This is a genomic window from Bacillus sp. RIT 809 (assembly GCF_016892495.1).
Classification (GTDB): Bacteria; Bacillota; Bacilli; order Bacillales; family Bacillaceae_G; genus Bacillus_A; species Bacillus_A cereus_U.
On record NZ_JAFEMR010000014.1, the window covers coordinates 1 to 24,867 of the forward strand.

Below are 24,867 nucleotides of genomic sequence, written 5' to 3' on the forward strand. Positions count from 1 at the left end.
ACATTCCCCAGTGTCTTTGAATAGCTTCCATCCCTAATTAAATTGACATAAATTGTCCCCTTCCCTTGACCATCCTATATGTGATGGTCTTATTTTTTTATTCTCTCTTTCTTCTTACTTAAAACTCCCTCTCTCTTTCACTCTATGTTCACATCTAGGTCACATCTATCTTTTATAGTATATGTATCGGAGCTGTTCCTCCCTAATTTATAAGACATTCCCCAGTGTCTTGAACAGCTTTCCATCCCTAATTAAATTGACATAAATTGTCCCCTTCCCTATAGACCATCATGTGATGGTCTATTTTATTTTCCAAATACATAATTTAACTCTCTTCGCTTATTTCAGCAATTAGCTATGGTTGTATTAACTGCTGTACTAGCTAGTATCGGTACTGCAGGTGTACCAGGTGTTGGACTAGTAATGCTTACGATGGTTTTAAATCAAGTAAATCTACCAGTAGAGGGTATTGCTTTAATTATCGGTATTGACCGCATTCTAGACATGTCTAGAATGCGGTCAATATTTCTGGCGATGCAATTTGTGCAATGATTGTTTCAAAATCAGAAGAAAAATATAATACGGATCAATCTGCAGCATCTTAAATCAAAAAGGAGTGAAATGATTCACTCCTTTTTTGATTTGCTTCCTTTTTTCGAACGATATTCTTTTCCTTTGTTATCATTACCTGTTTCAAATTCAGCACTAAACTCCTGCTGGAATTGCCCTGATTTTGGTGAACCTTGATTTCCACTTCCTTGACTACCATTACGATTCGTCATATTTCCCCCTCCTTCCTTTATTAGTAGTATGGCGCTCTATCTTTTTTCATACACATTTTATTTTTTATCATCTATTACACACAGAAGAAGACCTTCCATATATGAGGAAGGTCTTCTTCTGTATTAAGTAAGCGTTTTCTTGTTTATAACTACTTAAATAAGTTTTTTAGAAATAGATATCATTACATTCATTTCTTCTTCTGAAAGTGAGGAGAATCTTTCTTGTAAATATTTCTTTTTCTCACCTTCCATTTTCGCAACTAACTCTTTCCCTTGTTCTGTAATCTCTAAATATACAACTCGGCGATCTGATGTAGAACGTGAACGAGTTACAAAGCCTTTATTAATTAATTTTTCTGTAACGGCTGTAATATGACTATTCGACACATTTAACTCATTAGCTACACGTGATACCATTTCTTTATTCGTGCGGTTCAATATTCTAAGGACGATGAACTCATTCCACGGTATGTAACCACCAAATATTTTTCCAATATCATTACGCAACGTGCGAAACATAGAAAAAACATTTGTCGATAGTTCTTCCATTAATTGCTCTCTATTTTGAGACAACTTTGACAGCCCCTTTTATTTCATTTAGTTAAATAAAAACCTTATTAATAATTTTACATGAAATCTTACTTTTTGTCACCTTATTTTCCCATAATTCGTACTTTTTTAATATATATTTCATGTTACAATGAAGTTAATTTCCAGAAAAAGGAGTTGGAATAGTGAGTGAAGAAGACAATTTTTCTAATCTCAGTTTAAAAGATAAGACTATTATTATTGGTTTTGTTATTCTTATTCTCATTATATTCTTTGCATTTATATTCTTTGTATATGTAGGAATCTTTCAAATCACAGGTATAGAATATTCATCACGAACATCTCTACTACTCTTTTTTTTACTTATCCTTTTCTTAGATGGTATTACATATTTTATATTCATTTTCTTTAAAGTACTCCTACATCCAATGATGACAAGTATGCCTAATTGGCTCTCGATTGCTCTTCTCTCCATTATTGAAATTACGTTAGATTGGTTCGTCATTCATACCGCTGACGACTGGATAGAGAGCGTACAAATGTCAAATACAGCTGAATTATATGTCGCACTATTCCTTTTCACACTAAATAAATTATTAAGTGATAAGAAAGAGTAAGAATACAAGCTTTTCTATATAAAAATTGGTACAATAAAAACAAATCATACTAAAGAGGTGTTACTTATGAACTTACGACAATGGGCTGATAAAGGTATGTCCTTTGATACATATGTGAATGAAATGAAAGTAAACCAATACGAGCTACTACACATTTACAATAATTTTTTAATTCCAAATGAATTACTTCCTGTATTAGAAGAACGCCAAAATGATGGCTGGCGCGTTATCGTATTAACAGCTGATTGGTGTGGTGACGCTCTTTTATGCGTACCTGTTATGAAACGAATTTCTGAAGTTGCAAATATCGATATGCGATTATTAATTCGTGATGAAAACTTAGAATTAATGGATCAATACTTAACAAACGGAACAGCACGTGCGATTCCAATCTTTATTTTCATTGATAAAGATGGAAATGAACAAGCCGTCTTTGGACCACGCGCTCCAAAAGTACAAGAATTAGTAACTTCCATGCGTGCTACATTGCCTGAAAAAGAAGATCCAACATTCGAGGAAAAACAAAAAGAAATGTACGCTAATTTCCGTGCTACATTAGCTGATGATACTTCTCTTTGGGAACATGTAATGGAAAGCATGATTGAAAAAGTAGTAAAATAAAAAAACTGCCGAACTCGGCAGTTTTTTATTTTACAAAATTACAATCCTTTTTTCTGAGAATATGCAACATCTACGCACTCTGCTAAACGTTCCATTTCACCCATATATACTGCACGTGTCATCCATCCAGTCAACTTATACATAATCTTATATAAAAAATTCTTCGGTTCAAATTCTAATATTAAGGTAAGTGATGTACCTTCTTCATCTTCTTCTAACATATAAGTTGCGGCTGTATAGCCTTGATTCATTTCACATCCAATTGATACGATATAAGGTGCTTCACACTCTAAAATTTCCGCCTCAAACTCATATATTTTCTTCCCCATCTTTTGCACGGATATATATTTATCACCTTCACGAGGATTGTTTACATCTACGTTTGGAGGATACCTATTTTCTACCATGAAGGTACTCCATTCCATTATTTTCTCGTCATTATTTACATAATCAAATACAACATCAATTGGTGCTGGAATTACTATTTCTATTGCAAAACTCACTAAACTGCCCCTCTCAAATACCCTATCGATTTCCTTAAAATTATTATAACGAAATCATTATGGCATATTTCACATGGTGAAATACAAGTAATTGAAGGTAAAAGTTTTATTTTTCTCTCGCTATAAAAAAATACCCTATAGAATAGACTTTTTTCAAATGTCTATTCTATAGGGTATTGCTGACAATTTATTCTTACATAATGAAGAAATAGAATACCGCAGCTAAAATGAAACGGTAATAAGCGAACGGTGTTAGTTTTACACGACCTAATAATTTTAAGAATGAAACAATTGCAAGCATCGCAACAACGAATGCTGTAATAAATCCAGTTGCAAATAACGGTATATCAGCTACGCTTAATATATCCCAGCTTTTAATTAAATCTAAGGCACTTGCAGCTACCATCATTGGCACCGCTAAAATAAATGTATATTCCGCTGCCGCTGTATGCGAAACACGTGCTAATAAACCACCACTTATTGTAGAACCCGAACGAGAAAATCCTGGCCAAAGTGCTAAACATTGGAACATTCCGATTGTAAATGCTTGCTTATATGTGATTTCATCTAACGTTCTTGCTGTACTTGGTTTTGAAAACTTCTCAGCAACAATCATTAAAATACCACCAGCTACTAAGCTAATAACAACCGGTCCTGGACCGAATAAAACTTCTTTAATTGCACTATGGAATAATACGCCGAGTATGCCGGCAGGAATCATCCCGATAATAATATGTAATAAATTTAAAGATGGTCCATCAGTTACTTTCCCTATTCCAACTAATGACCATAAACGTTTCCAAAATATAACAACAACTGCTAAAATCGATCCCAACTGAATAACAACTTCGAAAACTTTCGCTCTCTCATCGTCGAATCCAAGTAAATGACCTGTTAAAATCATATGTCCTGTTGATGAAACTGGTAGAAACTCTGTTAAACCTTCAACAGCACCCATGATTAATCCAATTAACCAATCAGCCACAAGTAGTGCCTCCTTAATAACGAATATGTAATTTTTTCACACCTTATCATAATACCTTATCCCTTTTCAAAGTGCATCTTTTTTTTATTGATTTCATTTGTTGTATACGCTTATTTCTTTTCTATTTTTTGATTAAATTGTATGATAATAAGAGTTTGTTTTTTACGTTGAAAGGGGATTTTATGAAAGAAACTACTTCATTCTCACAAAAGTTAAAGCAATTTTTATTACTCTTTTTCCCGATTTTTGTAACGCAAATGTCATTATTTGCGATGAGCTTTTTTGATACGACAATGTCAGGGCACGCGAGTCCTATTGATTTAGCGGGTGTTGCTATCGGGACAAGTATATGGCTTCCCGTTAGTACCGGCTTAACAGGAATTTTAATGGCTACTACTCCTATTGTTGCGCAGCTCGTTGGATCAAAGAAAAAGGAGGACGTTCCCCACATTGTCATACAAGCAGTATATTTAGCAATTTGTGCTAGTTTCGTTGTTATCCTTATCGGATTCTTCGCTGTTTCACCTATTTTAAATGGCATGCAATTAGAAGAACCTGTGGAACGTATTGCAGCACAATTTTTAAGTATTATCGCGATTGGAATTATCCCTTTATTTACTTACACCGTTTTACGTGGATTTATTGATGCATTAGGAAAAACTCGAACAACGATGATTATTACATTACTATCATTACCAATTAACGTAGTATTAAATTACTTATTAATTTTTGGTCACTTTGGCTTTCCAAAACTCGGTGGTGTTGGTGCGGCAATCGCTTCTGCAGCAACATATTGGTGTATTTTAATTATTACCGTCATTATTATTCGTACGAAAGAGCCTTTCGCTTCTTTCAATATCTTTAAACAGTTATACCGCCCTTCCTTTACGAGCTGGAAGGAATTCCTGAAACTTGGTGTTCCTATCGGATTTGCTATCTTTTTTGAGACGAGTATTTTCGCTGCGGTAACACTTATGATGAGTAATTTTAGTACGACAACAATAGCAGCACATCAAGCAGCTATGAACTTTGCTTCCTTGTTATATATGACTCCTTTAAGTTTAGCAATGGCAATGACGATAGCAGTTGGATTTGAAGTTGGAGCAAAACGATACAATAATGCGAAACAATATGGATTTATCGGAATTGGATTAGCCCTTGCTTTCGCTCTTTTATATTCAATCCTTCTTTATTTCTTTGATGATGAAATTGCTTCTATTTATACGACAAATGCAAATGTCCATCATTTAGCTAAAGAATTTCTTATATTCGCGATTTTATTTCAAATTTCAGATGCGATTGCAACTCCAGTACAAGGAGCACTTCGTGGTTATAAAGACGTAAATGTTGCCTTAATTATGACATTAATAGCTTATTGGGTAATAGGTCTACCTCTTGGCTACATGTTAGCAACTTATACTGACTGGGCAGCAAAAGGGTATTGGATCGGTCTTATTATCGGTCTAGCATTTGGAGCAATCTTCCTGCTTATCCGTCTCTTCCAAGTACAAAGAAAATATACAACGCAAAGCAGCCGCTAATGATATAGCGGCTGTTTTCTTCATGCATATTTTTTCTTGTAACGTGTAACATAATGAAAAAGAAAGGTGGATACATATGGACGAAAAACAAAAGAAACAATCATTCGATGAAGAATTCGCCCCTGAAATTTCACCTGGATATCGGCAAGATGTACATAAGCCACCTAAATATAAAAATACTTCTTTTTTAATGGGCATTACCATTTTCGCAGCTGTATTACTCGTGCTCATCATTTTCGTCTATTTTTAAGGAAAGGTGGTCTATTATATGAAGAAACAAGATTCAAATCGTTCAAAAAGAACTGTTAAAACAGAAAAAGGATATGCAGGAGATTCTGTTCATACACTGAAACAAGTTGAGCAAGGAAATTTATACATTGCTCAAAAAGAACTTGGGCAACAAAATGAAAATCTTTAAAATCCCTCTTCTCCTTGAGGGATTTTTCATTGTACGTACTGCTTTTGATCTAACACCCTAAATATATTATTAACCTTTACAATTTTCATGTCATAATTTAATTTCATTTCACTTCTCTTACCATTTTCAGTACCAGCAACGTACGCTACAGCATGATAGTAAAAACTCTCATCTGTCACTTCACGTATCTCCTCGTTTGTAAATTTATACTCTAAATTCCGAAAACGATTTGGATAATAATTTTTCATTAATTGCTCATACCCTTTATTTACAAATAACTCTTCGCTTTTTATCTTCACATCTTCTTTATTATCAAACTCAAACACTGCTAGTTGCGCTGTCACAAAGTGTTCTCCTATCATTTTCTTTTCTTTATGAGTTAAAGTTTCTATACTTTTGTTCTTTAATTCCTTATTTAACTCGTAGCGATCTATCGGTTTAAAGGTGGCAAAAACCTCCTCTTTATATGACCAAAACAATCCAAAAGCGATACATAGAGAAATGATTACTATTTTTTTCTTCGTAATGCACCCCACCCTCCTCCATAATGATAGTTATATTTTAACATATAGAAAGAAAATTCTGATATCATGAAGTGGAATAACCTACCTTTAACTTAGAAACGAGGAACGATTATGGACTCTTACAAACAATATATAAAAGAAGCTCTGCCCGGTCTTTCTATACATTCATATGCGCAAAATGAAGAGGGCTGGGATAATATAACGGTTATTATAAATGACGAGCTACTGTTTCGTTTTCCGAGAAAACTTGAATATGCAAAGCGAATTCCGTTAGAAAAGGAGCTGTGTACCATTCTTTCTCATTCATTACAAAGAATCGAAGTCCCTAAGTATCGCGTATTGTATAAGAATAATTGTGATACTGTTCCATTTTGTAGCTATTATCCTCTCATTCATGGTAGACCGTTAAAAACTGAAATAGTTGCCCAGTTAGAGAAAAAAGAACTTGAAGTAATTATTACACAATTAGCCACTTTCCTTGCGGCTTTACATGGCATTCCTTTAAAGCGTGTTGAAACGTTAGGATTCCCTATCGAAAAAACACTTACCCACTGGAAAGAACTACACACAAAATTAAATCAATATCTTACTAACAGTCTTACTTCATTACAGAAATCAGCCTTAAATCGTTTATTCGAAAATTTCTTTACCTGTATAGCTAAATCTACCTTTCAAAATACAATCATTCATGCTGACTTTACACATCATCACATTTTATTTAACAACCTGAACAAAACCATTTCAGGTGTTATCGATTTTGGAGATGTTCAAATTGGCGATCCCGCTTTTGATTTTGCTGGGCTATATTATGATTTCGGTCATGAGTTTACTACATCTGTATATAAACACTACAGTGCACTTGTTTCTCACCGCGATCCATTACTCATTCACCGCATCACTACCTTTTATCAATACAGCCCTTTACTACATAACCTCATTTATAACATTGAAACAAATAACGAAATAGAATTAAACAAGAGTAAAGAACAATTGAAGGCAATATTACAGGGACGAGATTAAATTCTCTCCCTATACTCTCTCTCTTCATACATCATTAACTTTTTATCCATTTCAACAATAACTTTATACAATTGAAACGCCTGTAAAATTTGCAGTTGAATTCCAAAAGGAGCATTCTGTTCTTTTAACCATTGAAATACTTTTGTTTCATCTTTCATTGATTATTCCTCCCCTTATTAAAATCTGCTACTCATATACCGTAAATGATGAAAAGCTTTTCATGTCAATAATAAAAAGGATGCAAAATTGCATCCTTTAATGTACGATATTTTTCTTCTGCAACGTTTCCTCTTTTTCCTCTTCCACTTGGCACTCACCACGAAAAGCACAACTCATGCACTCAGAACGAAAATGACGCTCTGTGTAGTGCTCAGGTTGCTGTAACATTTCTTTCATTCTAAATAAATCATCCATTCCAGTTATAATATCTTCCTGTTTCGGAATGTACTCATACTTAGTTCCTTCTATTAAATTAATAACTTCAATTTTCCCTGGAAGAATACCGAAAGCTTTATAACTAAACACAGTCATTAACTTCTGACAAAGAGCTAGCATTTCTTCATTTGCATCAACAACATACTTTTTAATTGTAAATGATTCTGTACTCCACTCACCAACTTCAAATGTCATTGAAATATGAACACCTAACTCTTCCATATATGTTTGAAACTTCTCATATAAAAATAACGGCGGCGTCTGACTATCATCCCTTTCAACAAACTGTAATAAGTGATCAGTTAGCTTCGCTAAAACAATATAATACTCCGCCTTTGAAGCAAACATATTAACCCTTACTTTTTTCCAATACTTTTCTAAAAGTATTAAAAGAAAAATTTTTGTTTGTTGCCCGGCAGGTACCGTGTAATATTCATTAATAATTTGATTTACAATCATTTGTGCTATTTGTTGCCATTCAAATGAAGATGGTTCTCTTCTTTTTATATGACGAAAATAAAATTTGTGTGGACAACGCATAAAATCATACAAATGGTAATCTGTCATCGTTTTGATTGCGATTTTTTCATGCAATTGCTCTTCATCTCCCTTCTGCCATTAAGAAAGGTGTTTTACAAATTCAGCTCCAAACTGTAAACATTTTTCTACATCTTCATCTTCTGGCGTTAATTCTACTTTCAATCCTTCTAACACAACTGCTGCCCCGCGCTCCTGCAGCTTTCCTATTAAAATATCAACCGCTACCCCGTATTTTGGATAACCTGAATCACATGACCCGAATACTGCCGCTTTTTTCCCAGTTAAATCAATAGAATCCATTGCGTCATAAAAATCTAAAAAATCATCCGGAAGATCACCATCACCCCAAGTATAAGCGCCTAAAATAATACCGTCATATTGCTCTAATATAGAAGCTTCTGGTGAATCCATAATATCAATAACTTCAATTTCACTTTCTGTTTCACGAATTGCACCCGCAATATGATCAGCCATTTCCTCCGTATTTCCACTCATACTTGCAAAAATCATTACTAACTTACTCAACTGAACCTCTCCTTTTACCTTGTATCTCTTTTTCTGTTGGAAGTGTACTCTTCTCATCTACATATTCAGAACGAATTATATTTCGTTGCCATTCAATATGCTTATCAACATCTTTATTTTTTAATCCCCTTCGTAAAAGGTGAAATGTTTTTCTCATTAAGGTTCCTCATCTGCTTCGTTGATAATAATTATCAATTTCAATTATACCATTAGATTAATTGAAATTGATTATCAAAGTCAATAACTATTTTTAAAAAAATAGTTAAAATGTACAAGCTTGTCCGTTAGCTATTCATATACTATAAATGAGCATAGTTCTTTCTCAGCCCTCTCTGACGGAAGAAATAAAAGCAACTGCGATAGAGCGCAGTTGCCTTTTTTTATACTTTTCTATGATTTTAGTAACCTTATCGTTGTTTCTAAAAATAATTCTACTCCATAAATTAAAGCTGATTCATCTACATCAAATTTCGGATGATGATGTGGATAACAAGTATCAATATTTTTATTCCCTGTTCCTAATTTAATGAAACAACCAGGTGCTTTTCTTAAATACGCTGAAAAATCTTCTCCTCCCATAGAAGGTTCAAGATGCACAATACGCTGATTTCCGAACAATTTTATCGCACTTTTTTCTACTAGTTTCGTAATGTACTCATTATTAACAACTGGATCATATCCGTAACGATACGTATATGTATAATCCCCTCCATGCGCTTCTGTAATTCCTTTCACAATTTGCTCAATTTTCTCTTTTGCTTCCTCTCTTAATGTTTGATTAAAAGATCGAACAGTTCCCATTAAAGATGCTTTGTTTGGAATGATATTATCGGCCATCCCCCCATGAAATTGTGTAACTGACACTACTCTGTGCATAAAAGCACTTGTATTTCTTGATACGATATGTTGTAAATTTGTAATAATTTGTGCTCCGATAGCAATAGGATCTATCGTTTCTTCTGGTCGTGCCGCATGACCACCCTTTCCTAAAATTTCAATTGTAAATACGTCTGGTGCTGCCATCATAGGGCCATATACAATTCCTACCTTCCCACTTTCTAATCCAGACATAACATGCAAACCTATTACATAATCGACGCCGTCCATAACACCGGCCTCCACCATTTCTTGTCCGCCACCGGGATACACTTCCTCTGCGTGTTGAAAGAACAGACGGATTTCGCCTGCAAAATCTTCCTTCATATTTGATAGCGCTTCTGCTGTACTTAACAAAATAGCTGCATGAGCATCATGCCCACATGCATGCATCATCCCTTTATTCACAGACGCATAAGATTTCCTTGTCTCCTCTTGAATTGGTAAAGCATCTATATCCGCTCGAATCGCAACTACTTTCCCTTGTTCCGTTCCTCTTTTAATTGCTAGTACACTGTACTTCGTTGGTCTCGTTACTTCAAAAGAAGAAAATGAGCATAATGTATCATATATAAATTGCGAAGTTTCTTTTTCATGAAACGATAATTCCGGATACTTATGGAAATGCCGTCTCCATTCCATAATATTTTCTTCTGAAATAAGACTCTTCCACACTCTATTCATGATAATTTCCTCCTTTTAAAAAGATCTAGTAATTTAAAGTTTGCTCAGTCTCTACCGATTAATAAAAAACAAATATTATATTTTCACGTATTCTTATAGTCCACTTTTATGTATTCACACAATCCACTTTCTATTTACATGTCAAACCCATTACAAATTCATGCTGAATGTAATATAATTGCTAAGTTAGGGATTTTCTTTTTTAGTATTTAGTGCTAATATCAGAAAAGAGCCTTTTGACTTATTTTTACCTAAAATGTGGGATTTTGTTTTTTTCACAATAATGTAGGACATGATACCTACAAAGAGCTATTATTTCATTAAGCGAGGGAAAGACATGGAAAGATTAAAAGAGATATGGTCTCAACCACTCACACAATGGGTTGCAAAGACGGTTTATTACCTTGCAATTTTATTTGCATTACTTTGGTTGTATGGATTCCATGATACAAACACAAGTACATTTATTTACAATGAATTCTAGGGTGGGAACGTTATGAAGTTATTAGAACAAATTGAAAAGTGGGCTGTAGAAACGCCTGATCAAACCGCTTTTGTTTGGCGAGATGCGAAAATTACGTACAAACAATTAAAGGAAGATTCTGATGCGTTAGCACATTGGATTTCTTCTGAGTATCCAGATGATCGTTCACCAATTATGGTTTATGGCCATATGCAACCTGAAATGATTATTAACTTTTTAGGTTGTGTAAAAGCTGGACATGCTTACATTCCTGTAGATTTATCTATCCCAGCTGATCGCGTACAACGTATCGCTGAAAATTCTGGTGCGAAATTACTTTTATCAGGAACAGAAGTAACTGTAACTGATTTACCAGTTCGTATCGTAAGTGAAGACAACTTAAAAGATATTTTCTTTACTCATAAAGGGAACATTCCAAATCCTGAACATGCGGTAAAAGGTGATGAGAACTTCTACATTATTTACACATCAGGAAGTACAGGTAATCCGAAAGGGGTTCAGATTACTTATAACTGTCTTGTTAGCTTTACAAAATGGGCTGTAGAAGATTTCAACTTACAAACAGGGCAAGTATTCTTAAACCAAGCACCTTTCTCATTCGATTTATCTGTAATGGATATTTACCCATCATTAGTAACAGGTGGTACACTTTGGGCAATCGATAAAGACATGATTGCACGTCCAAAAGACTTGTTTGCTTCTTTAGAGCAATCGGATATACAAGTATGGACTTCGACACCATCTTTCGCAGAAATGTGTTTAATGGAAGCCTCTTTCTCTGAAAGTATGCTACCAAACATGAAAACATTCTTATTCTGCGGTGAAGTGTTACCAAATGAAGTAGCTAGAAAATTAATTGAGCGGTTCCCGAAAGCAACAATTATGAATACGTACGGTCCTACAGAAGCTACTGTTGCTGTAACAGGTATTCACGTTACAGAAGAAGTGCTTGATCAATACAAATCACTTCCAGTTGGCTACTGTAAATCAGACTGTCGCCTTCTTATTATGAAAGAAGATGGTACAATTGCACCTGACGGTGAAAAAGGTGAAATCGTAATTGTCGGTCCAAGCGTAAGCGTTGGATATTTAGGAAGTCCTGAATTAACAGAAAAAGCATTTACTATGATTGACGGTGAGCGCGCCTATAAAACAGGCGATGCTGGCTATGTAGAAAATGGTCTTCTATTCTATAATGGTCGTCTTGATTTCCAAATTAAGCTTCATGGTTATCGAATGGAATTAGAAGAAATTGAGCATCATCTTCGTGCGTGTTCTTACGTAGAAGGAGCAGTTATTGTTCCAATTAAAAAAGGTGAGAAATACGATTATTTATTAGCGGTTGTTGTTCCTGGAGAACATTCATTTGAAAAAGAATTCAAATTAACATCTGCAATTAAAAAAGAACTCAATGAGCGATTACCGAACTACATGATTCCACGTAAATTCATGTATCAATCTTCTATTCCGATGACACCAAATGGGAAGGTAGATCGCAAAAAATTATTGAGTGAGGTTACAGCATGACCGCATATGGATCATTTTATTTTTTCGCTATAGTAGGCATTTTATTAATACCTACTATCATAGCTGGATTAAAAGGTAAAATGTTGCGTAAATATAATGCCGTTCTAACATTAGTAATGCTCGTTATTATCTTCTCTGATAAACCGAAGCAAGCAATGATGTTAGCAGCATTTATTATTTGGCAATACGCCCTTATTAAAGGCTATTTATTATTAAGAAAACAAAATAATAGTACATTCACATTTTGTATGGCTGTTATTTTATCAATTTTACCTCTTATTTTGGCAAAAATCGCACCGTTTGTACCTGAATTGCATTTTATTGTTTTCGCAGGTATGTCTTACGTAACATTTAGAGCTGTACAAATGGTATTTGAAGTTCGCGATAACTTAATTAAAGAACTTTCCTTCTTTAATTTCTGGGAATTCGTTTTATTCTTCCCTGCGATTTCAAGTGGACCTATCGATCGTTACCGAAGATTCCAAAAAGATATCCAAAAGCCACCTAGTGCTGAGGAGTATCAAAAATTATTATATACAGGGCTTAACCGTATTTTCCAAGGTTTTCTGTATAAATTTATAATCGCGCATTTGATAACAACATATCTTGTAAAAGCAGTATTCGCCAATCAAGATACACTTTTATCTAATGTGATTTTTATGTACGCTACTAGCATGCAATTATTCTTTGACTTTGCAGGTTATAGTGCGTTCGTAATTGGTATCAGTTACATGATGGGAATTAAAACTCCAGAAAACTTTAATAAGCCATTCCTTAGTCGTAATATTAAAGACTTCTGGAACCGCTGGCACATGAGTTTATCATTCTGGTTCCGTGATTTCATCTACATGCGTTTCGTCTTTTTTGCAACGAAGAAAAAGTTAATTAAGAACCGTTACACAATTTCGTATATCGGTGCATTTTTAAACTTCTTCATTATGGGAATTTGGCACATCCAAGGAAGTGCTGTTGCGCAGTATGTTATTTATGGTCTATATCATGCCGCCTTGTTTATTTTATTCGATATTTTCGAACGAAAAAACAAGAAGCATAAGTTTTGGCCAAACAATAAATTTACACACGTCCTTGCGATTGTAATTACGTTCCACGTTGTATGTTTCGGTTTCCTAATTTTCTCTGGACACCTTAACAGATACTTTTAATGCACCCTTCTTATACTATTAAGAAGTTGCACATATAATATATTCGGATATGAAGGAGATTTTAAAAATGGCAGAATTCAAAGAGCAAGTATTAGATATTTTAGAAGAAGTATGTGAAAACGATATTGTGAAAGAAAACTTAGATGTTCAATTATTTGAAGAAGGTATTCTTGATTCTTTCGCTGTAGTATCTTTATTAGTAGAATTCCAAGAGCGTTTAGAGATTGAAGTTTCTATTTCTGATTTTGACCGCGATGAGTGGGCTACACCAAATATGGTTATTAAAAAGTTGGAAGAAATCCGATGAACAAAGTAAAATTTGGTCCGATGCTTTTAGCATTGGCCCTTTTTGCTGTATTCTTACTTATTCCTACGCGCTTCCTACTCCCACTTTTAAGTGATGAGAAAGTAGAACAAGCTGCGACTTCTTTAAAAGAAGAAAAGATTCAAAGTATGATTTTGCAGCAAAAGATGTTAGCAGACCCGAAATACCTTCCGATGTACGGTTCATCGGAATTCGCACGTATGGATGCTTTTCATCCATCGAATTATTTCAAAGTAAAGCCTGAAGGATTCACACCATTCCTACTTGGACGCGGCGGAACACAAGACCTTGTACATGTATTAAACTTCGCATCTACAATGGATCAATTGAAAGATAAGAAAATGATATTCGTTCTTTCTCCGCAATGGTTTGTACCACAAGGTATTGATGAGACACACTTTGCACCTAACTTTTCAAAACAACAAGGTTACCACTTCATTTTCAACGATGATTTAAAACCTGAAATGAAAAAACAAATTGCAAAACGCTTATTAAACTTTGAGATTGTTAAAAAAGAAACTTTATTAAAAATTTCGCTTGAAGGTATCGCCTACGATGATACAAAGTATAAAGTAAAAGCACTTGCTGCTAAACCTTTCGCTTATATTTATCGTAACATTCTAGATCGTAAAGATTTATTTACAGTTATGTTTGATATTAAGCCGCATAAAGAAAAGCTTGACCCATCATTGAAACAAATGAACTGGGAAGAAGCTCGTAAACATGCTGATCAAACAGGTGCAGTAGAATCAGGCTCTAACGAATACGGTATCGAGGATGATTACTTCAATAGCAAAATTAAGAAGAAATTAAAGCAACGTGAAGGTTACTTAAAAAATGATGCTTATGACCAATCACCAGAATATGAAGATTTACAAATTGTACTTGATTTATTAAAACAATCTGGCGCAAAACCGCTCTTCATTTCTGTTCCTGTAAAAGGTCCTTGGTATGATTACGCTGGCTTCCCGAAAGAAAAACGCGAATTATACTACAATAAAGTTCATGAGCAAATTAAGCAAGCTGGCTATCCAATTGCTGATTTCTCAAATCATGAATATGATAAGTACTTCTTAAAAGATCATATGCACTTAGGTTGGAAAGGCTGGGTTTACATCGACGAAGCTATCCAACAATTTTATAAAGCAAACTAACGAAAAGACCACTTGAATTATTCAAGTGGTCTTTTTCTATATACATCTTGTAATTGTTCAATTACGCTCTCTGCTTCTTTCACGACACGTTTCACTACATGCTGAGCTGATTCCGTTCGTGCTAATGATGATGCTTGTCCCGCCCAAAGCGACATATACGCTTCCTTATTTTGCTTCGCTGCTTCTTGACGTATTTTTGAAGTTAATACGTTTTGCACTGGATACATCGGTAAATTCTCTTCTCTTCCTTCATGTTTCTCTATAAATTCATTACGAATACCCCGTGCATATTTCCCGGAAAACGCACGGGTTACCGTTGTACTCGTATCTGTACTATGTAAAATCGCCTCTTTATACACGTCATGCGTAATACTTTCTTCACTCGTTAAAAAGGCTGATCCCATTTGAACGGCTTCTGCCCCTAACGCAAATGCCGCAACAAGCCCTTGCCCATTCATTACACCACCTGCTGCAACAATCGGGATATGAGGTACCTCCGCTACTAATTGCGGGATTAATGCAAATGTACCAATCATCGCATCTTGTTCTTTCCCAATAAACGTTCCTCTATGCCCTCCTGCCTCACTACCTTGCCCGACGATAATATCTACCCCTAACTTAGCAAGTGCTTTCGCTTCCGCTACATGGGTAGCTGTTCCGATAACTTTTATCCCTTCCTTTTTCAAATCATCTATTTCTTCTTTTTCTAACGTTTGAAATGCAAAACTAACGACTGGTACCTTTTCCTCTAATAATACTTGTAATTGTTCTTTATAGCTTTTTGGAAGTTTTAAAGTCTTTTCTTCTTCTATACCTAATTCTCTATTCACTCCACTAAGTAATACTTTCGCCTCGTTTACCTTCTCTTCTTCTATCTGTATCTCTTTCGTTAAAAGTAAATTAACACCGAAAGGCTTATTTGTTAGTTCCCTTATTTTACAAATCGCTTCACGGATTTGTTCTGGGCTCATATATCCTGCTCCAAGCGTACCTAATCCTCCGCTATTACTCACAGATGCAACAAGTTCTGGCGTTGTAATCGCTCCTGCCATACCTGCTTGAATGATCGGATACTTAATTTGTAATATATCTATTACTCGACTTGTAAACATCATTTTCCCTCCTACTTTCCCTATACCTTCTTTATATGACATGCTTTCCCCTTCTTTTACAAGGATTGAACTTTCGCTCAAGCGAATATATTGAAAGAGAAGGAGGCTGAGAACAATGATCTATCCAAATGCGTTGCAAAAAGGTGATACAGTAATGATTATTGCACCGTCTGGCCCACCAACACTTGAGAATGTATTAAAAGGTGTGACCGTATTACAAGAGATGGGTTTATTCGTAATAATTGGGAAGAGTGTTTATGAAAAGTATGGATATTTAGCTGGAAGTGATCAAGTTCGTCTTGATGATATACATGAAGCATTTACAAATACTGAGGTCAAAGCAGTCTTTTGTGCACGAGGTGGTTACGGCAGCGCTCGTCTCCTCCCTTACATTCAATATGAAATCATTCAACGGAACCCAAAGATTTTTTGGGGATATAGCGATATTACGGCTTTACATACTGCCTTTTCACGTTATGCAGAGCTTGTAACTTTTCATGGTCCAATGATTGAAGAATTAGGAAAAGGTATAGATTCTCTCTCTTTATCTTCTTTCAATCAACTATTCCATCCGTATTCATCTATCTTATATGCATCAGAATGTATCGTACCTACCTCTCCATGTACAGTTACAGGCACATTAGTTGGAGGGAATTTAACTGTGTTAACAAGTATAATTGGCTCGCCCTATGAGATAAATACGTCAAATAGACTTTTATTGCTTGAAGATATTGGTGAAGAACCGTACCGCATTGACCGGATGTTAAATCAACTACTTTTATCTGGACAGTTTAATGAATGCAGTGGCGTTATTTTTACAAGTTGTCACGACTGCAACCCTTCTAAGCCATCTCAATCATTGCAAACAATATTATATGAATATTTCATGCCATATAATATACCTGTGTTATTCGGTTTACCGATTGGACATATAAGTCCAAATATCGGTATTCCCCTCGGAGCTACAGCAACAATAAATACAACTAACAAAACTGTTTCTATTTCTTCTGGTATAGCCACTCCATGTTCAAATTAAAAAGGAAAAGCTGCTAAGCTTTTCCTTTTACTTATAATAATTAAAGATTCGTCCTGATGCTATCTCTGCAATTTCTTCTGGAATAAATGTTTTACTCACATCTGTTCCAACATTTAATACAGCTGTAGCATCTTTCTCGATGCTACCCAATAATTCTTTTCCACGTATCGTAATAAGGGGTGTCCCTTCTGGCAACACAGCTTTTACAAATTCCAATTGTGTAAAGAATGGAACAATCCATCTACCCTCTCCTTGGAAATGACGTAAACGAAGTGTGCCTTCTGTTGCCCCGTCCTCTGCTTCTAATGAACCAGCAACATAAAACTCCGTTGTTAAGAGCAATTCATAAAATTCCTTTTGCTTTTGTTTATCATCTCCTGCTAAAACGAGTACTTCTTCTATTTTCTTTACTGGAATTTGCTCCATATGATGACACCCCTATTTTCAAAATGATTATACTTAGATTATACGAAATATTCTTATTTTTTTCTACATAATTCTGCAATTATTTTATCGAAATAGTTTTTAATATTTCTTTCGCCGTCACAATAGCAGCAAATTCATCATGCAAGTTTACAAGCGTCATATTGTGAATATCCTCTGCGCTATACTCTGTGCCACCTGGACCGATGCGGTTAAAAGTAGCCGTCGCGTCACTCACTACATACGTTGTAAATCCTAAATTACCTGACATCCGTGTTGTCGTCTCTACACAATGATTTGTCGTTAATCCTACAACTACTAAAGAAGTATAATCTTTTACTCGTAATATCTCTTCTAAATTTGTCCCAATGAACGCACTGTTAACAACCTTTTGAATAATAATCTCACCTGGTAATGGCCTCACTTCTTTTTTAAAATGTACTGTTTCTGCATCTAGATGAAACATTGACTCCACATTTTCTTTATTCACATGCTGAATATGAATAACTAGTAATTCTCTTTTTCTCCATTCTTCTAACAAAATTTTCATATTTTCTTCCGCAAAAAGGTTATTCCTTGTGCCCCAGTACGGTAAGTTAAATGCTTCCTGTACATCAATGATTATAAGTGCTGCTTGATTAAGCATATTATCCTCCTAGTTAATTGGGCTGTAATTGAAACAGAAAACCAAGTTGCTGTGACGCAGTAATAAAACAAATATAGGCACAAAGCTCTACAATTTCTTTTTCAGTCCAATATTGTTTTAATACATGAAACATATTATCATCTATCGCCTTTTGGTTATGAACAAATGCATGTGCAAAAGTAACGGCTACGCTAATTTCTTCTATCTTTTGTATATCATCCGGCTTTCCCTTTGCCATACAGTACGGACATTCATTCCCAAACGCTAATGTTCTTCTTACTTGCTCCTTTAACGCTGCGGAAAGGGTCCCTGTACTATACAGTGTATTCTCTAACGTACTCCACGAATTTAATATATCCGGATTATGCCCTAATAATTTTTGAAACTTTGTATCTCCTATATTTGATAATATAATTCTCTCCATCATTTCCCCTCCTATTTCCCTCTTTTTTATTGTAAAATAAATAAAGCTCACTTTACATTTCATATGAATCTTAATTTATAATTTTCCTTTACAAAAATTATCATTTTACTGGAGGTATATTTACAAATGCAATTAGACCGTGTTGATCGAAAAATTTTAAATGAATTATATAATGATAGTCGCCTTTCGATGCGCGAATTGGCAAAACGAGTAAACTTATCCGCTCCGTCTACTACAGAGCGTGTTCGTAAACTTGAAAGTGAAGGAATTATTCAAAAATACACAATCGATATCAATTATAAAAAAGCAGGACTTGTTTTAGATTGTATTTTAGAAATCACTTTAAAAAATGGTGATACAACACGTATGCAACAGTTTATTCAGTCTTATCCATCTGCAAGTTTTTGTTACCGAGTAACAGGAAGCTTATGCTACATTGTAAAAATCTCTGTTCCTTCACTCGTTGAACTTGAAGAATTTATCAATGATGTTTCTTCATATGCAACGACAGTTTCTCATATCGTATTATCAGAAGTAGCTCTTACTCCGGATATTGAACATATCTTCCCAGAAGATTAATTCATCTTTATTCACAAAAAAGAGTAAAAACCTCTTACATTGAGAATAAAAATGATATATCATGTATTAAAATACACAAAGTTCGAGAAAGGGGCTTTACATTGAAAATCTGGTTTTATGAAAAAACGGCACAATTAGATGACTTGCTTGGTATTTGGGACAATGTTCCGACCATCCCTCGAATTGGTGAAAAAGTTGAACTTCTAAAAACCGTTCGGATCGTTACAGATATTAAATACGTGAAAAATGGAAATAACTTCCGTGTAGAGATTATTACAAATTAAAAAGTAGCTCTCCTTTTCATACTGGAGAGCTACTTTTTAATGGCCTATAATCCGCCTTTTTTATAATAATCTTATCTTCTTCTACAGCTATTGTTACATACTCATTTTCTTCTAACTTGAGCTGGTTGACAGCCTCATCTGGCAGTTCCACCGCCATCAATCTATTCGTTAGTATAACTTGGCTATACATTTCATTTTCACGTGATGAATTCATCACTTTTTCTTCATTTATTAAGCGAAGCGGTGGCACACCTACTTCTTTTACAGTACGCCATTGTTTCCAAGTAAAAGGAATTAACCATAATAAACCGATAATCGCAAGACCAATGCCGATCCATAAATTACTTTGTGCTTGTAATTCAGTAATCGAAATTGCGTCACTTCCATCTCCACCTACAAATTGCATACTCGTTGCAATCAAATTATTTAGAGCATGCACAGCAATATTCGTCCATATATTTTTTGTCTTTATGTATAGAAGGCACATAATAACACCGAACATGAAAGCACCGATAACATCAAAATGGCCTAGTCCAAAAATAAGAGAGGATATAATAACTGCACGTTTAATCCCCCATTTGTAAGCCATTCGTTGTAAGAAAAACCCTCTAAAAATAACCTCTTCCATTATTGGGGCTAATACACATGCTGAAATGAAAGTAAATATCGTCATGTATATGTTACTCGTATTAATTACATTTCCATCTTCTAACATAGTAACTAAGAAATTTGGTACAGTATGTGCTAAAATATAAAATTGAATTTGAGATATACCGACTGAAAAAATTATTCCCATTATCGTTGCTAATACAATTAACCCCCAATGTAAACGTCCGGGTTTATCAAAAAAACTTTTAAAAACAACATTATTTTTACTTGTTTTTAAATATAGCCACAATAGTGGAAATGCGAAAAAGATTGATATTTGTGACAGGAACTCTATCGTATTGTCAGAAGCACCTGATAAACTTAATGGAATCATCGTCAGGAACATCCCTATAATCATCCATCCAAAAAAACTACGTAGCCGTATACGTGAAAATGCATATTGCATATTGAACACCTCCAGAGATGATATAAAGTGAAACTTTAATCAGTGGGGTTTTGTTCATCCCCCACTGATTATTAGCCTTCACCAATCGGGCTTTTACGGGCAGTTGATCTCCCACCTAACTTCTTTGCTCCAGCCGAATTTTTGGGTGGGAGTTTTACTGCCCGGCAAATAGCGGGATAAAGTGAAACTTTATTCAGTGTTTTATGGGTAGCCCTTCTTCCACAAATGCCGAATAACTAAATTATAATATGAATATAGTTGAAAATCTTCCTATTTTTCTCAAATAATTTCGGACAACATATCTATTAAATTATATAATAACGACCTTATTTGATATACGATATCGATGTTCTTCAACTTAGTTACAATTATATTCCTAAGTAAATATGTATTTGCCACACTTAAAAACTATATAAATCAAAAAAATTTAGTTAATAAAAATCCCCGTTAACACGGGGATTTTTTCTATTATAATACGTCACGTTTTTGGAATAATACACTTGATGCTACAAGTAATACTGCAAAGTATGCAACTACAAGTAACAATGAAGTTGTAAACGTAAATTCTGTAAATGGTGGTTCTACTCCGCCACTTACTAATTTATTGCTGTCGTAAACACTTAAATTTAAATGGAAGAACACAACAAATTTCGCTACACCTTTAGCAAACATTATTAGCACCATATTAATTGCTCCTTGCAAGAAAAATAGGAACAACGTAATAATTAATGGTAATACAGACTTTCTAAATACGTTTGCCAAGAAAAAGGCAAGAGTTGCAAAGAAGAACGGTGAAAGTACTTGATATAAAATGGACTTCATTATGATTCCTAACGTTAATTCTGTTTTACTACCATCCATTACAATCCCGCCAATAATCATTGCGATTAACGTGCTAGCAAATATGATAAATAATATAGTAAGTAACACTGTAATATATTTAGAGAACAAAACTGTAATTCGTTTTCTAGGACGGATTAATAACTGCTTAATTGTACCTTTTTGAAACTCATCAGTAATTGTACGAGAAGCAATCGTAATTCCAAAAATTGTTGCAAACAAGGTAATTAAACCAATCTCTGAACTTACAAAGTCTAAATATGATCCTTTAAACTCATGTCCTCCTCCCCATTTCAGCATCGCTAAAACTCCCAAAATCTCCAATGCTGCAATTACACCTACTAAAATGTACATACCTTTTTTCGCATGTAACTTCAAAAATTCATTTTGAATTAATTTAAACATTACGCTTTCACTCCCCCTGTAATCGCTAAGAATTCATCCTCTAACGTTTTATTTTGAACAGTAACACCGTATACGAGTACATCAGCATTTACTAGCTCTTTTACAATTTGCGGAATCTCTTCTTTCATTATAGGTGTCACAATTACATTCCCTTGTTCCTCACCTTTAATGATTTCATTTGCTTTCTGAACTTGATCTACTTCAAACGCTACAACTACCGTTTCATCATGCTTCGCTTGTTCATGTAAGTTATACTCTTGCACAAACTCACCTTGCTTTATAATAACGACGCGGTCACACATTAATTCAATTTCACTTAATAAATGACTTGATACAATGACTGCAATATTTTCTTCCTTCGCTAATCGTTGTAAATAGTCACGAATTTGGCGAATACCAGCTGGATCTAATCCATTTGTCGGTTCATCTAAAATTAATATTTTTGGCTGATGAAGTAACGCTTGTGCGATTCCTAGGCGTTGTTTCATTCCAAGTGAATATGTTTTCACCTTTTTATGAATGGCATGCTCTAAATCAACAAGCTTTATAATTTCAGCGATACGCTCTTTACTAATTGGGGTAATTGCCATGTTTGCAAACTGCTTTAAGTTTTGCATTCCTGTCATATAATCATATAGCTCGGGATTTTCTACAATCGCTCCAATTTGCTCTAGCGCCTTTTCACGCTCTGTGCGAATACTATGGCCACAAATTGTAATATCACCTTCTGTCATCGAAATAAGACCTGTCATCATACGAATTGTCATCGTCTTACCACTACCGTTCGGTCCAAGGAACCCGTATACTTCTCCTTCTTGAACCTCAAATGATAAGCCCCGAATAATTTCTGTCTTACCAATCTTTTTTCGAACATTTTCTAATTTCACTACTACGTTTCCCAATGCTGACTCCTCCTTTAGACTTCTAGTTTTTTGTCGATGATACGACCTGTAACGACTAGTAATATAATTGTTAATAAACAATTAAAACATAGATTTAAAACTGTAATATCTGTGCCAGAATAGAATGATGTATTTAAAAAGCCATTTTGATCTATAAATCCAATATTATTTATGGCAAACATATACTTTTCTATTTGCTGAAAGATATACGTTATTCCCCCATTAAATGCGATAAAAATGACGAATAAGACTACGCAAACAATCTTACTCATCGATGATTTCACATTGAATAGCTTCACAATTACTATAATTAAATAAATTGAAACTAGCATATTAACAAAATCTAGTCCCCATAAGAAAATAGATAACATATGATGGAATATTCCATAATCATATAAACTGTGGATTGCTTGCTGAACACCTAAATTTGTTTTTCCATTGTAAATATTTAAAGAAAAATAGTATAGAAAAATGATTCCTATTCCTAGTAAAATCATAAAGAGTAGTACAGAAAATAAAACATTTGCACATATATACTTTTGTGCTGAAATAGAAGTACAACGTAGCATAGAGTTTTTTAGCATTTTTCGAAAAGACGATATACCTGTTAGAAAAATTGCAAATCCATTTATACCTAGTACGATTAAAAATATAATAATGATTATATCTTGCCTACCTGAAATTCTAGCTCCTGAAACGCCTTTCATATTAAATAAAAGAATTAATGAAACTGTAATAAATCCGAAGTAAATAATGGCTATCTTTCTCTTATTACAATTATACAGATAACGAAAAAGCTGATTCATTTCTCATAGGCCTCCTTAAACAGCTCATGTACTGCTTTCCCTTTTTGAAATCGTAGTTCTTCCACATTTTCATGCAATATTATTTCTCCATCTTTCAAAAAGATTACTTCATCAAATATATTTTCGATTTCTCTTATTAAATGAGTCGATATAAGCAGCGTACAATCTTCACGATAAAATTTAAGGATTAGCTCAAGTACATGTTCCCTAGAAACGAGATCAATCCCGCCAAGTGGTTCATCCAGTATGTATAACTTCGCTTTTCGAGAAAACGTTAAAATAATTTGAAGCTTTTCAACCATACCTTTTGATAATGCTGTAATTTTTTCTTCTAATGGTATTTTAAATTCCGCAATCGTATCTACTGCTTTTTGAATATCAAAGTCTTTATAAAAATCTCTATAAAAGAATAATGCATCTTTTACAGTCATCCAATCATCAAAGACTGGCTTATCAGACATAAATGAAACGATTTCTTTCGTCTCTAACCCTATTTTTTTACCGTTAATTGCTATGCTACCTTCTGAAGGATGTTGCAAGCCTGCAATCATTTTCAATAACGTCGTTTTCCCGCTCCCGTTATCTCCAACAAGCCCAACGATTTTTCCTTCTGTAATCTCTATGTTTAATTCCCGGATCACCGCTTTCAATCCGTATCGCTTCCATAGATTCTCTATTTTTAATAGCTCTGTCATTCGTTCTCCTCCCTTTTCTTATTTAATGAAGAACGAAGAATTGAAAGAATTTCTTCTTCTGAAAAACCTAAATTGTCCATTCCATCTATAAAAGAATGAAGTAATTCTTTCGCCATATCTTTTCGCAGCTCCATAATTTTCTCCCCTTCATTCGTTACATATCGCCCCATTCCTCTACGTGTTACAACAACTTCATCCCGTTCTAGCTCTTGAAATGTACGTTGAATCGTATTTGGATTTACTTGCAATTCACTCGCTAATTCACGTACGGAGGGAATTTTATCACCAGACAATAAATGTCCTGTTACAATTTCCTTTTTTATGCATTCCATTACTTGAATGTAAATTGGTGTGTTTGGAGAAAACTCGATTTTCATTTTCCCCCTCC

At 34.4% G+C, this 24,867-nt stretch carries 34 protein-coding genes and 1 pseudogene; 15 read left to right on the plus strand and 20 right to left on the minus strand.

Annotation, left to right across the window (positions count from 1 at the left end; translation table 11 throughout):
- Positions 1 to 348: 348 nt before the first annotated feature.
- Positions 349 to 605 (plus strand): annotated as a pseudogene (locus tag JTF23_RS15885) (dicarboxylate/amino acid:cation symporter); the annotation flags it as partial.
- A 21-nt stretch (positions 606 to 626) separates the two neighbouring features.
- Here JTF23_RS15885 and JTF23_RS15890 read toward each other — a convergent pair.
- Entirely contained in the window at positions 627 to 782 is a 156-nt protein-coding gene (locus tag JTF23_RS15890) for a hypothetical protein (protein WP_002149538.1), read from the minus strand.
- A gap of 153 nt (positions 783 to 935) precedes the next feature.
- Positions 936 to 1,355 (minus strand): MarR family winged helix-turn-helix transcriptional regulator, encoded by a 420-nt coding sequence (locus JTF23_RS15895; RefSeq protein ID WP_002158687.1) that lies wholly within the window; start codon positions 1,353 to 1,355, stop codon positions 936 to 938.
- A 161-nt stretch (positions 1,356 to 1,516) separates the two neighbouring features.
- Here JTF23_RS15895 and JTF23_RS15900 point away from each other — a divergent pair, with 161 nt between their 5' ends.
- Entirely contained in the window at positions 1,517 to 1,948 is a 432-nt protein-coding gene (locus tag JTF23_RS15900) for a regulatory YrvL family protein (RefSeq protein ID WP_204209141.1), read from the plus strand.
- Between the two features lie 33 nt (positions 1,949 to 1,981).
- Entirely contained in the window at positions 1,982 to 2,569 is a 588-nt protein-coding gene (locus JTF23_RS15905; protein ID WP_204209211.1) for a thioredoxin family protein, read from the plus strand.
- Between the two features lie 38 nt (positions 2,570 to 2,607).
- Here the strand turns inward: JTF23_RS15905 and JTF23_RS15910 are convergent, their stop codons facing one another.
- On the minus strand, positions 2,608 to 3,072 hold the full coding sequence (locus JTF23_RS15910; RefSeq protein WP_204209142.1) for an SRPBCC family protein: 465 nt from the start codon (positions 3,070 to 3,072) through the stop codon (positions 2,608 to 2,610).
- A 193-nt stretch (positions 3,073 to 3,265) separates the two neighbouring features.
- Positions 3,266 to 4,057, minus strand: coding sequence for a bacitracin resistance undecaprenyl-diphosphatase (uppP, locus tag JTF23_RS15915; RefSeq protein ID WP_002158692.1), 792 nt, complete (start codon positions 4,055 to 4,057; stop codon positions 3,266 to 3,268).
- Positions 4,058 to 4,239: 182 nt separating this feature from the next.
- Between uppP and JTF23_RS15920 the strand changes: the two genes are divergently transcribed.
- From JTF23_RS15920 to JTF23_RS15930, 3 genes are all read left to right on the plus strand, one after another.
- Positions 4,240 to 5,598, plus strand: coding sequence for an MATE family efflux transporter (locus JTF23_RS15920; protein WP_199659868.1), 1,359 nt, complete (start codon positions 4,240 to 4,242; stop codon positions 5,596 to 5,598).
- A 76-nt stretch (positions 5,599 to 5,674) separates the two neighbouring features.
- Positions 5,675 to 5,848: a hypothetical protein gene (locus tag JTF23_RS15925; RefSeq protein ID WP_000343684.1), complete on the plus strand. Its 174-nt coding sequence runs from the start codon at positions 5,675 to 5,677 to the stop codon at positions 5,846 to 5,848.
- Positions 5,849 to 5,866: 18 nt separating this feature from the next.
- Positions 5,867 to 6,016: a hypothetical protein gene (locus JTF23_RS15930; protein WP_000743737.1), complete on the plus strand. Its 150-nt coding sequence runs from the start codon at positions 5,867 to 5,869 to the stop codon at positions 6,014 to 6,016.
- Positions 6,017 to 6,042: 26 nt separating this feature from the next.
- On the opposite strand, the gene JTF23_RS15935 is transcribed toward JTF23_RS15930, so the two are convergent.
- The gene (locus JTF23_RS15935; protein ID WP_204209143.1) at positions 6,043 to 6,552 is read right to left on the minus strand and encodes a biotin transporter BioY; all 510 of its coding nucleotides are present in this window, start codon (positions 6,550 to 6,552) and stop codon (positions 6,043 to 6,045) included.
- A gap of 99 nt (positions 6,553 to 6,651) precedes the next feature.
- Between JTF23_RS15935 and JTF23_RS15940 the strand changes: the two genes are divergently transcribed.
- Positions 6,652 to 7,560: an aminoglycoside phosphotransferase family protein gene (locus tag JTF23_RS15940; RefSeq protein WP_204209144.1), complete on the plus strand. Its 909-nt coding sequence runs from the start codon at positions 6,652 to 6,654 to the stop codon at positions 7,558 to 7,560.
- Here JTF23_RS15940 and JTF23_RS15945 read toward each other — a convergent pair.
- The 5 genes from JTF23_RS15945 to JTF23_RS15965 form a co-directional block, all read right to left on the minus strand.
- Positions 7,557 to 7,718, minus strand: coding sequence for a hypothetical protein (locus JTF23_RS15945; protein ID WP_002149564.1), 162 nt, complete (start codon positions 7,716 to 7,718; stop codon positions 7,557 to 7,559). The two genes, JTF23_RS15940 and JTF23_RS15945, sit on opposite strands and share 4 nt — an antisense overlap.
- Before the next feature lie 97 nt (positions 7,719 to 7,815).
- The gene (locus tag JTF23_RS15950; RefSeq protein WP_204209145.1) at positions 7,816 to 8,589 is read right to left on the minus strand and encodes a hypothetical protein; all 774 of its coding nucleotides are present in this window, start codon (positions 8,587 to 8,589) and stop codon (positions 7,816 to 7,818) included.
- A 24-nt stretch (positions 8,590 to 8,613) separates the two neighbouring features.
- Positions 8,614 to 9,060 carry a flavodoxin gene (locus JTF23_RS15955; protein WP_204209146.1) on the minus strand — a complete coding sequence of 149 codons (447 nt, stop codon included), beginning with the start codon at positions 9,058 to 9,060 and terminating at the stop codon, positions 8,614 to 8,616.
- A complete protein-coding gene (locus JTF23_RS15960; RefSeq protein ID WP_002158699.1) occupies positions 9,053 to 9,217 on the minus strand; it encodes a hypothetical protein in 165 nt (54 codons plus the stop codon). Before JTF23_RS15960 ends, JTF23_RS15955 begins: the two co-directional genes overlap by 8 nt.
- Before the next feature lie 233 nt (positions 9,218 to 9,450).
- The gene (locus JTF23_RS15965) at positions 9,451 to 10,620 is read right to left on the minus strand and encodes an amidohydrolase (protein ID WP_204209147.1); all 1,170 of its coding nucleotides are present in this window, start codon (positions 10,618 to 10,620) and stop codon (positions 9,451 to 9,453) included.
- A gap of 337 nt (positions 10,621 to 10,957) precedes the next feature.
- Between JTF23_RS15965 and JTF23_RS15970 the strand changes: the two genes are divergently transcribed.
- The 5 genes from JTF23_RS15970 (at position 10,958) to dltD (ending at position 15,273) form a co-directional block, all read left to right on the plus strand.
- A complete protein-coding gene (locus JTF23_RS15970; protein WP_002011626.1) occupies positions 10,958 to 11,104 on the plus strand; it encodes a teichoic acid D-Ala incorporation-associated protein DltX in 147 nt (48 codons plus the stop codon).
- A 12-nt stretch (positions 11,105 to 11,116) separates the two neighbouring features.
- Positions 11,117 to 12,631, plus strand: coding sequence for a D-alanine--poly(phosphoribitol) ligase subunit DltA (dltA, locus tag JTF23_RS15975; protein WP_002202674.1), 1,515 nt, complete (start codon positions 11,117 to 11,119; stop codon positions 12,629 to 12,631).
- Positions 12,628 to 13,794: a D-alanyl-lipoteichoic acid biosynthesis protein DltB gene (gene dltB / locus JTF23_RS15980; RefSeq protein WP_002202675.1), complete on the plus strand. Its 1,167-nt coding sequence runs from the start codon at positions 12,628 to 12,630 to the stop codon at positions 13,792 to 13,794. The genes dltA and dltB overlap by 4 nt, the downstream gene beginning before the upstream one ends.
- Before the next feature lie 67 nt (positions 13,795 to 13,861).
- Positions 13,862 to 14,101, plus strand: a complete 240-nt coding sequence (gene dltC, locus JTF23_RS15985) for a D-alanine--poly(phosphoribitol) ligase subunit DltC (RefSeq protein WP_002011622.1) — start codon at positions 13,862 to 13,864, stop codon at positions 14,099 to 14,101.
- Complete coding sequence (dltD, locus tag JTF23_RS15990) at positions 14,098 to 15,273, plus strand: D-alanyl-lipoteichoic acid biosynthesis protein DltD (RefSeq protein ID WP_204209148.1); 1,176 nt, start codon at positions 14,098 to 14,100, stop codon at positions 15,271 to 15,273. The genes dltC and dltD overlap by 4 nt, the downstream gene beginning before the upstream one ends.
- A gap of 17 nt (positions 15,274 to 15,290) precedes the next feature.
- On the opposite strand, the gene JTF23_RS15995 is transcribed toward dltD, so the two are convergent.
- The gene (locus JTF23_RS15995; RefSeq protein ID WP_204209149.1) at positions 15,291 to 16,427 is read right to left on the minus strand and encodes an NAD(P)H-dependent flavin oxidoreductase; all 1,137 of its coding nucleotides are present in this window, start codon (positions 16,425 to 16,427) and stop codon (positions 15,291 to 15,293) included.
- Between the two features lie 73 nt (positions 16,428 to 16,500).
- Here JTF23_RS15995 and JTF23_RS16000 point away from each other — a divergent pair, with 73 nt between their 5' ends.
- Entirely contained in the window at positions 16,501 to 17,421 is a 921-nt protein-coding gene (locus JTF23_RS16000; RefSeq protein ID WP_204209150.1) for a S66 peptidase family protein, read from the plus strand.
- A gap of 27 nt (positions 17,422 to 17,448) precedes the next feature.
- Here JTF23_RS16000 and JTF23_RS16005 read toward each other — a convergent pair whose 3' ends face one another.
- The 3 genes from JTF23_RS16005 to JTF23_RS16015 form a co-directional block, all read right to left on the minus strand.
- Positions 17,449 to 17,847 (minus strand): SseB family protein, encoded by a 399-nt coding sequence (locus JTF23_RS16005; protein WP_078173237.1) that lies wholly within the window; start codon positions 17,845 to 17,847, stop codon positions 17,449 to 17,451.
- Positions 17,848 to 17,926: 79 nt separating this feature from the next.
- Positions 17,927 to 18,490 (minus strand): cysteine hydrolase family protein, encoded by a 564-nt coding sequence (locus tag JTF23_RS16010; protein ID WP_204209151.1) that lies wholly within the window; start codon positions 18,488 to 18,490, stop codon positions 17,927 to 17,929.
- Positions 18,491 to 18,503: 13 nt separating this feature from the next.
- Positions 18,504 to 18,917: a carboxymuconolactone decarboxylase family protein gene (locus JTF23_RS16015; RefSeq protein WP_204209152.1), complete on the minus strand. Its 414-nt coding sequence runs from the start codon at positions 18,915 to 18,917 to the stop codon at positions 18,504 to 18,506.
- A gap of 123 nt (positions 18,918 to 19,040) precedes the next feature.
- On the opposite strand from JTF23_RS16015, the gene JTF23_RS16020 reads away from it, so the two are divergent.
- On the plus strand, positions 19,041 to 19,493 hold the full coding sequence (locus JTF23_RS16020; protein WP_002011610.1) for an Lrp/AsnC family transcriptional regulator: 453 nt from the start codon (positions 19,041 to 19,043) through the stop codon (positions 19,491 to 19,493).
- Between the two features lie 101 nt (positions 19,494 to 19,594).
- Positions 19,595 to 19,777, plus strand: a complete 183-nt coding sequence (locus JTF23_RS16025; protein ID WP_000707108.1) for a DUF3913 family protein — start codon at positions 19,595 to 19,597, stop codon at positions 19,775 to 19,777.
- Positions 19,778 to 19,793: 16 nt separating this feature from the next.
- On the opposite strand, the gene JTF23_RS16030 is transcribed toward JTF23_RS16025, so the two are convergent.
- From JTF23_RS16030 to JTF23_RS16055, 6 genes are all read right to left on the minus strand, one after another.
- Entirely contained in the window at positions 19,794 to 20,831 is a 1,038-nt protein-coding gene (locus JTF23_RS16030; protein ID WP_204209153.1) for a CPBP family intramembrane glutamic endopeptidase, read from the minus strand.
- Between the two features lie 468 nt (positions 20,832 to 21,299).
- Positions 21,300 to 22,076: an ABC transporter permease gene (locus JTF23_RS16035; protein WP_204209154.1), complete on the minus strand. Its 777-nt coding sequence runs from the start codon at positions 22,074 to 22,076 to the stop codon at positions 21,300 to 21,302.
- The gene (locus JTF23_RS16040) at positions 22,076 to 22,978 is read right to left on the minus strand and encodes an ABC transporter ATP-binding protein (RefSeq protein ID WP_070146344.1); all 903 of its coding nucleotides are present in this window, start codon (positions 22,976 to 22,978) and stop codon (positions 22,076 to 22,078) included. Before JTF23_RS16040 ends, JTF23_RS16035 begins: the two co-directional genes overlap by 1 nt.
- A gap of 14 nt (positions 22,979 to 22,992) precedes the next feature.
- Positions 22,993 to 23,784, minus strand: a complete 792-nt coding sequence (locus JTF23_RS16045) for a hypothetical protein (protein ID WP_002158712.1) — start codon at positions 23,782 to 23,784, stop codon at positions 22,993 to 22,995.
- A complete protein-coding gene (locus JTF23_RS16050; RefSeq protein WP_078179568.1) occupies positions 23,781 to 24,479 on the minus strand; it encodes an ABC transporter ATP-binding protein in 699 nt (232 codons plus the stop codon). Before JTF23_RS16050 ends, JTF23_RS16045 begins: the two co-directional genes overlap by 4 nt.
- Complete coding sequence (locus JTF23_RS16055; protein ID WP_002158714.1) at positions 24,476 to 24,856, minus strand: GntR family transcriptional regulator; 381 nt, start codon at positions 24,854 to 24,856, stop codon at positions 24,476 to 24,478. The genes JTF23_RS16050 and JTF23_RS16055 overlap by 4 nt, the downstream gene beginning before the upstream one ends.
- Between the last annotated feature and the right edge of the window lie 11 nt (positions 24,857 to 24,867).

What these genes read in the sequence shown, in the direction of transcription:
- JTF23_RS15960 (WP_002158699.1), bottom strand. Translation starts at nt 9,217, where the DNA reads ATGAGAAAAACATTTCACCTTTTACGAAGGGGATTAAAAAATAAAGAT.
- JTF23_RS15945 (WP_002149564.1), bottom strand. Translation starts at nt 7,718, where the DNA reads ATGAAAGATGAAACAAAAGTATTTCAATGGTTAAAAGAACAGAATGCT.
- JTF23_RS16030 (WP_204209153.1), bottom strand. Translation starts at nt 20,831, where the DNA reads ATGCAATATGCATTTTCACGTATACGGCTACGTAGTTTTTTTGGATGG.
- JTF23_RS15890 (WP_002149538.1), bottom strand. Translation starts at nt 782, where the DNA reads ATGACGAATCGTAATGGTAGTCAAGGAAGTGGAAATCAAGGTTCACCA.
- dltA (WP_002202674.1), top strand. Translation starts at nt 11,117, where the DNA reads ATGAAGTTATTAGAACAAATTGAAAAGTGGGCTGTAGAAACGCCTGAT.
- JTF23_RS16015 (WP_204209152.1), bottom strand. Translation starts at nt 18,917, where the DNA reads ATGATGGAGAGAATTATATTATCAAATATAGGAGATACAAAGTTTCAA.
- JTF23_RS15995 (WP_204209149.1), bottom strand. Translation starts at nt 16,427, where the DNA reads ATGTCATATAAAGAAGGTATAGGGAAAGTAGGAGGGAAAATGATGTTT.
- dltB (WP_002202675.1), top strand. Translation starts at nt 12,628, where the DNA reads ATGACCGCATATGGATCATTTTATTTTTTCGCTATAGTAGGCATTTTA.
- JTF23_RS16055 (WP_002158714.1), bottom strand. Translation starts at nt 24,856, where the DNA reads ATGAAAATCGAGTTTTCTCCAAACACACCAATTTACATTCAAGTAATG.
- JTF23_RS15970 (WP_002011626.1), top strand. Translation starts at nt 10,958, where the DNA reads ATGGAAAGATTAAAAGAGATATGGTCTCAACCACTCACACAATGGGTT.
- JTF23_RS15930 (WP_000743737.1), top strand. Translation starts at nt 5,867, where the DNA reads ATGAAGAAACAAGATTCAAATCGTTCAAAAAGAACTGTTAAAACAGAA.
- dltC (WP_002011622.1), top strand. Translation starts at nt 13,862, where the DNA reads ATGGCAGAATTCAAAGAGCAAGTATTAGATATTTTAGAAGAAGTATGT.
- JTF23_RS15925 (WP_000343684.1), top strand. Translation starts at nt 5,675, where the DNA reads ATGGACGAAAAACAAAAGAAACAATCATTCGATGAAGAATTCGCCCCT.
- dltD (WP_204209148.1), top strand. Translation starts at nt 14,098, where the DNA reads ATGAACAAAGTAAAATTTGGTCCGATGCTTTTAGCATTGGCCCTTTTT.
- JTF23_RS16020 (WP_002011610.1), top strand. Translation starts at nt 19,041, where the DNA reads ATGCAATTAGACCGTGTTGATCGAAAAATTTTAAATGAATTATATAAT.
- JTF23_RS16010 (WP_204209151.1), bottom strand. Translation starts at nt 18,490, where the DNA reads ATGCTTAATCAAGCAGCACTTATAATCATTGATGTACAGGAAGCATTT.
- JTF23_RS15920 (WP_199659868.1), top strand. Translation starts at nt 4,240, where the DNA reads ATGAAAGAAACTACTTCATTCTCACAAAAGTTAAAGCAATTTTTATTA.
- JTF23_RS16005 (WP_078173237.1), bottom strand. Translation starts at nt 17,847, where the DNA reads ATGGAGCAAATTCCAGTAAAGAAAATAGAAGAAGTACTCGTTTTAGCA.
- JTF23_RS15940 (WP_204209144.1), top strand. Translation starts at nt 6,652, where the DNA reads ATGGACTCTTACAAACAATATATAAAAGAAGCTCTGCCCGGTCTTTCT.
- JTF23_RS16000 (WP_204209150.1), top strand. Translation starts at nt 16,501, where the DNA reads ATGATCTATCCAAATGCGTTGCAAAAAGGTGATACAGTAATGATTATT.
- JTF23_RS15965 (WP_204209147.1), bottom strand. Translation starts at nt 10,620, where the DNA reads ATGAATAGAGTGTGGAAGAGTCTTATTTCAGAAGAAAATATTATGGAA.
- JTF23_RS16035 (WP_204209154.1), bottom strand. Translation starts at nt 22,076, where the DNA reads ATGTTTAAATTAATTCAAAATGAATTTTTGAAGTTACATGCGAAAAAA.
- JTF23_RS16050 (WP_078179568.1), bottom strand. Translation starts at nt 24,479, where the DNA reads ATGACAGAGCTATTAAAAATAGAGAATCTATGGAAGCGATACGGATTG.
- JTF23_RS16045 (WP_002158712.1), bottom strand. Translation starts at nt 23,784, where the DNA reads ATGAATCAGCTTTTTCGTTATCTGTATAATTGTAATAAGAGAAAGATA.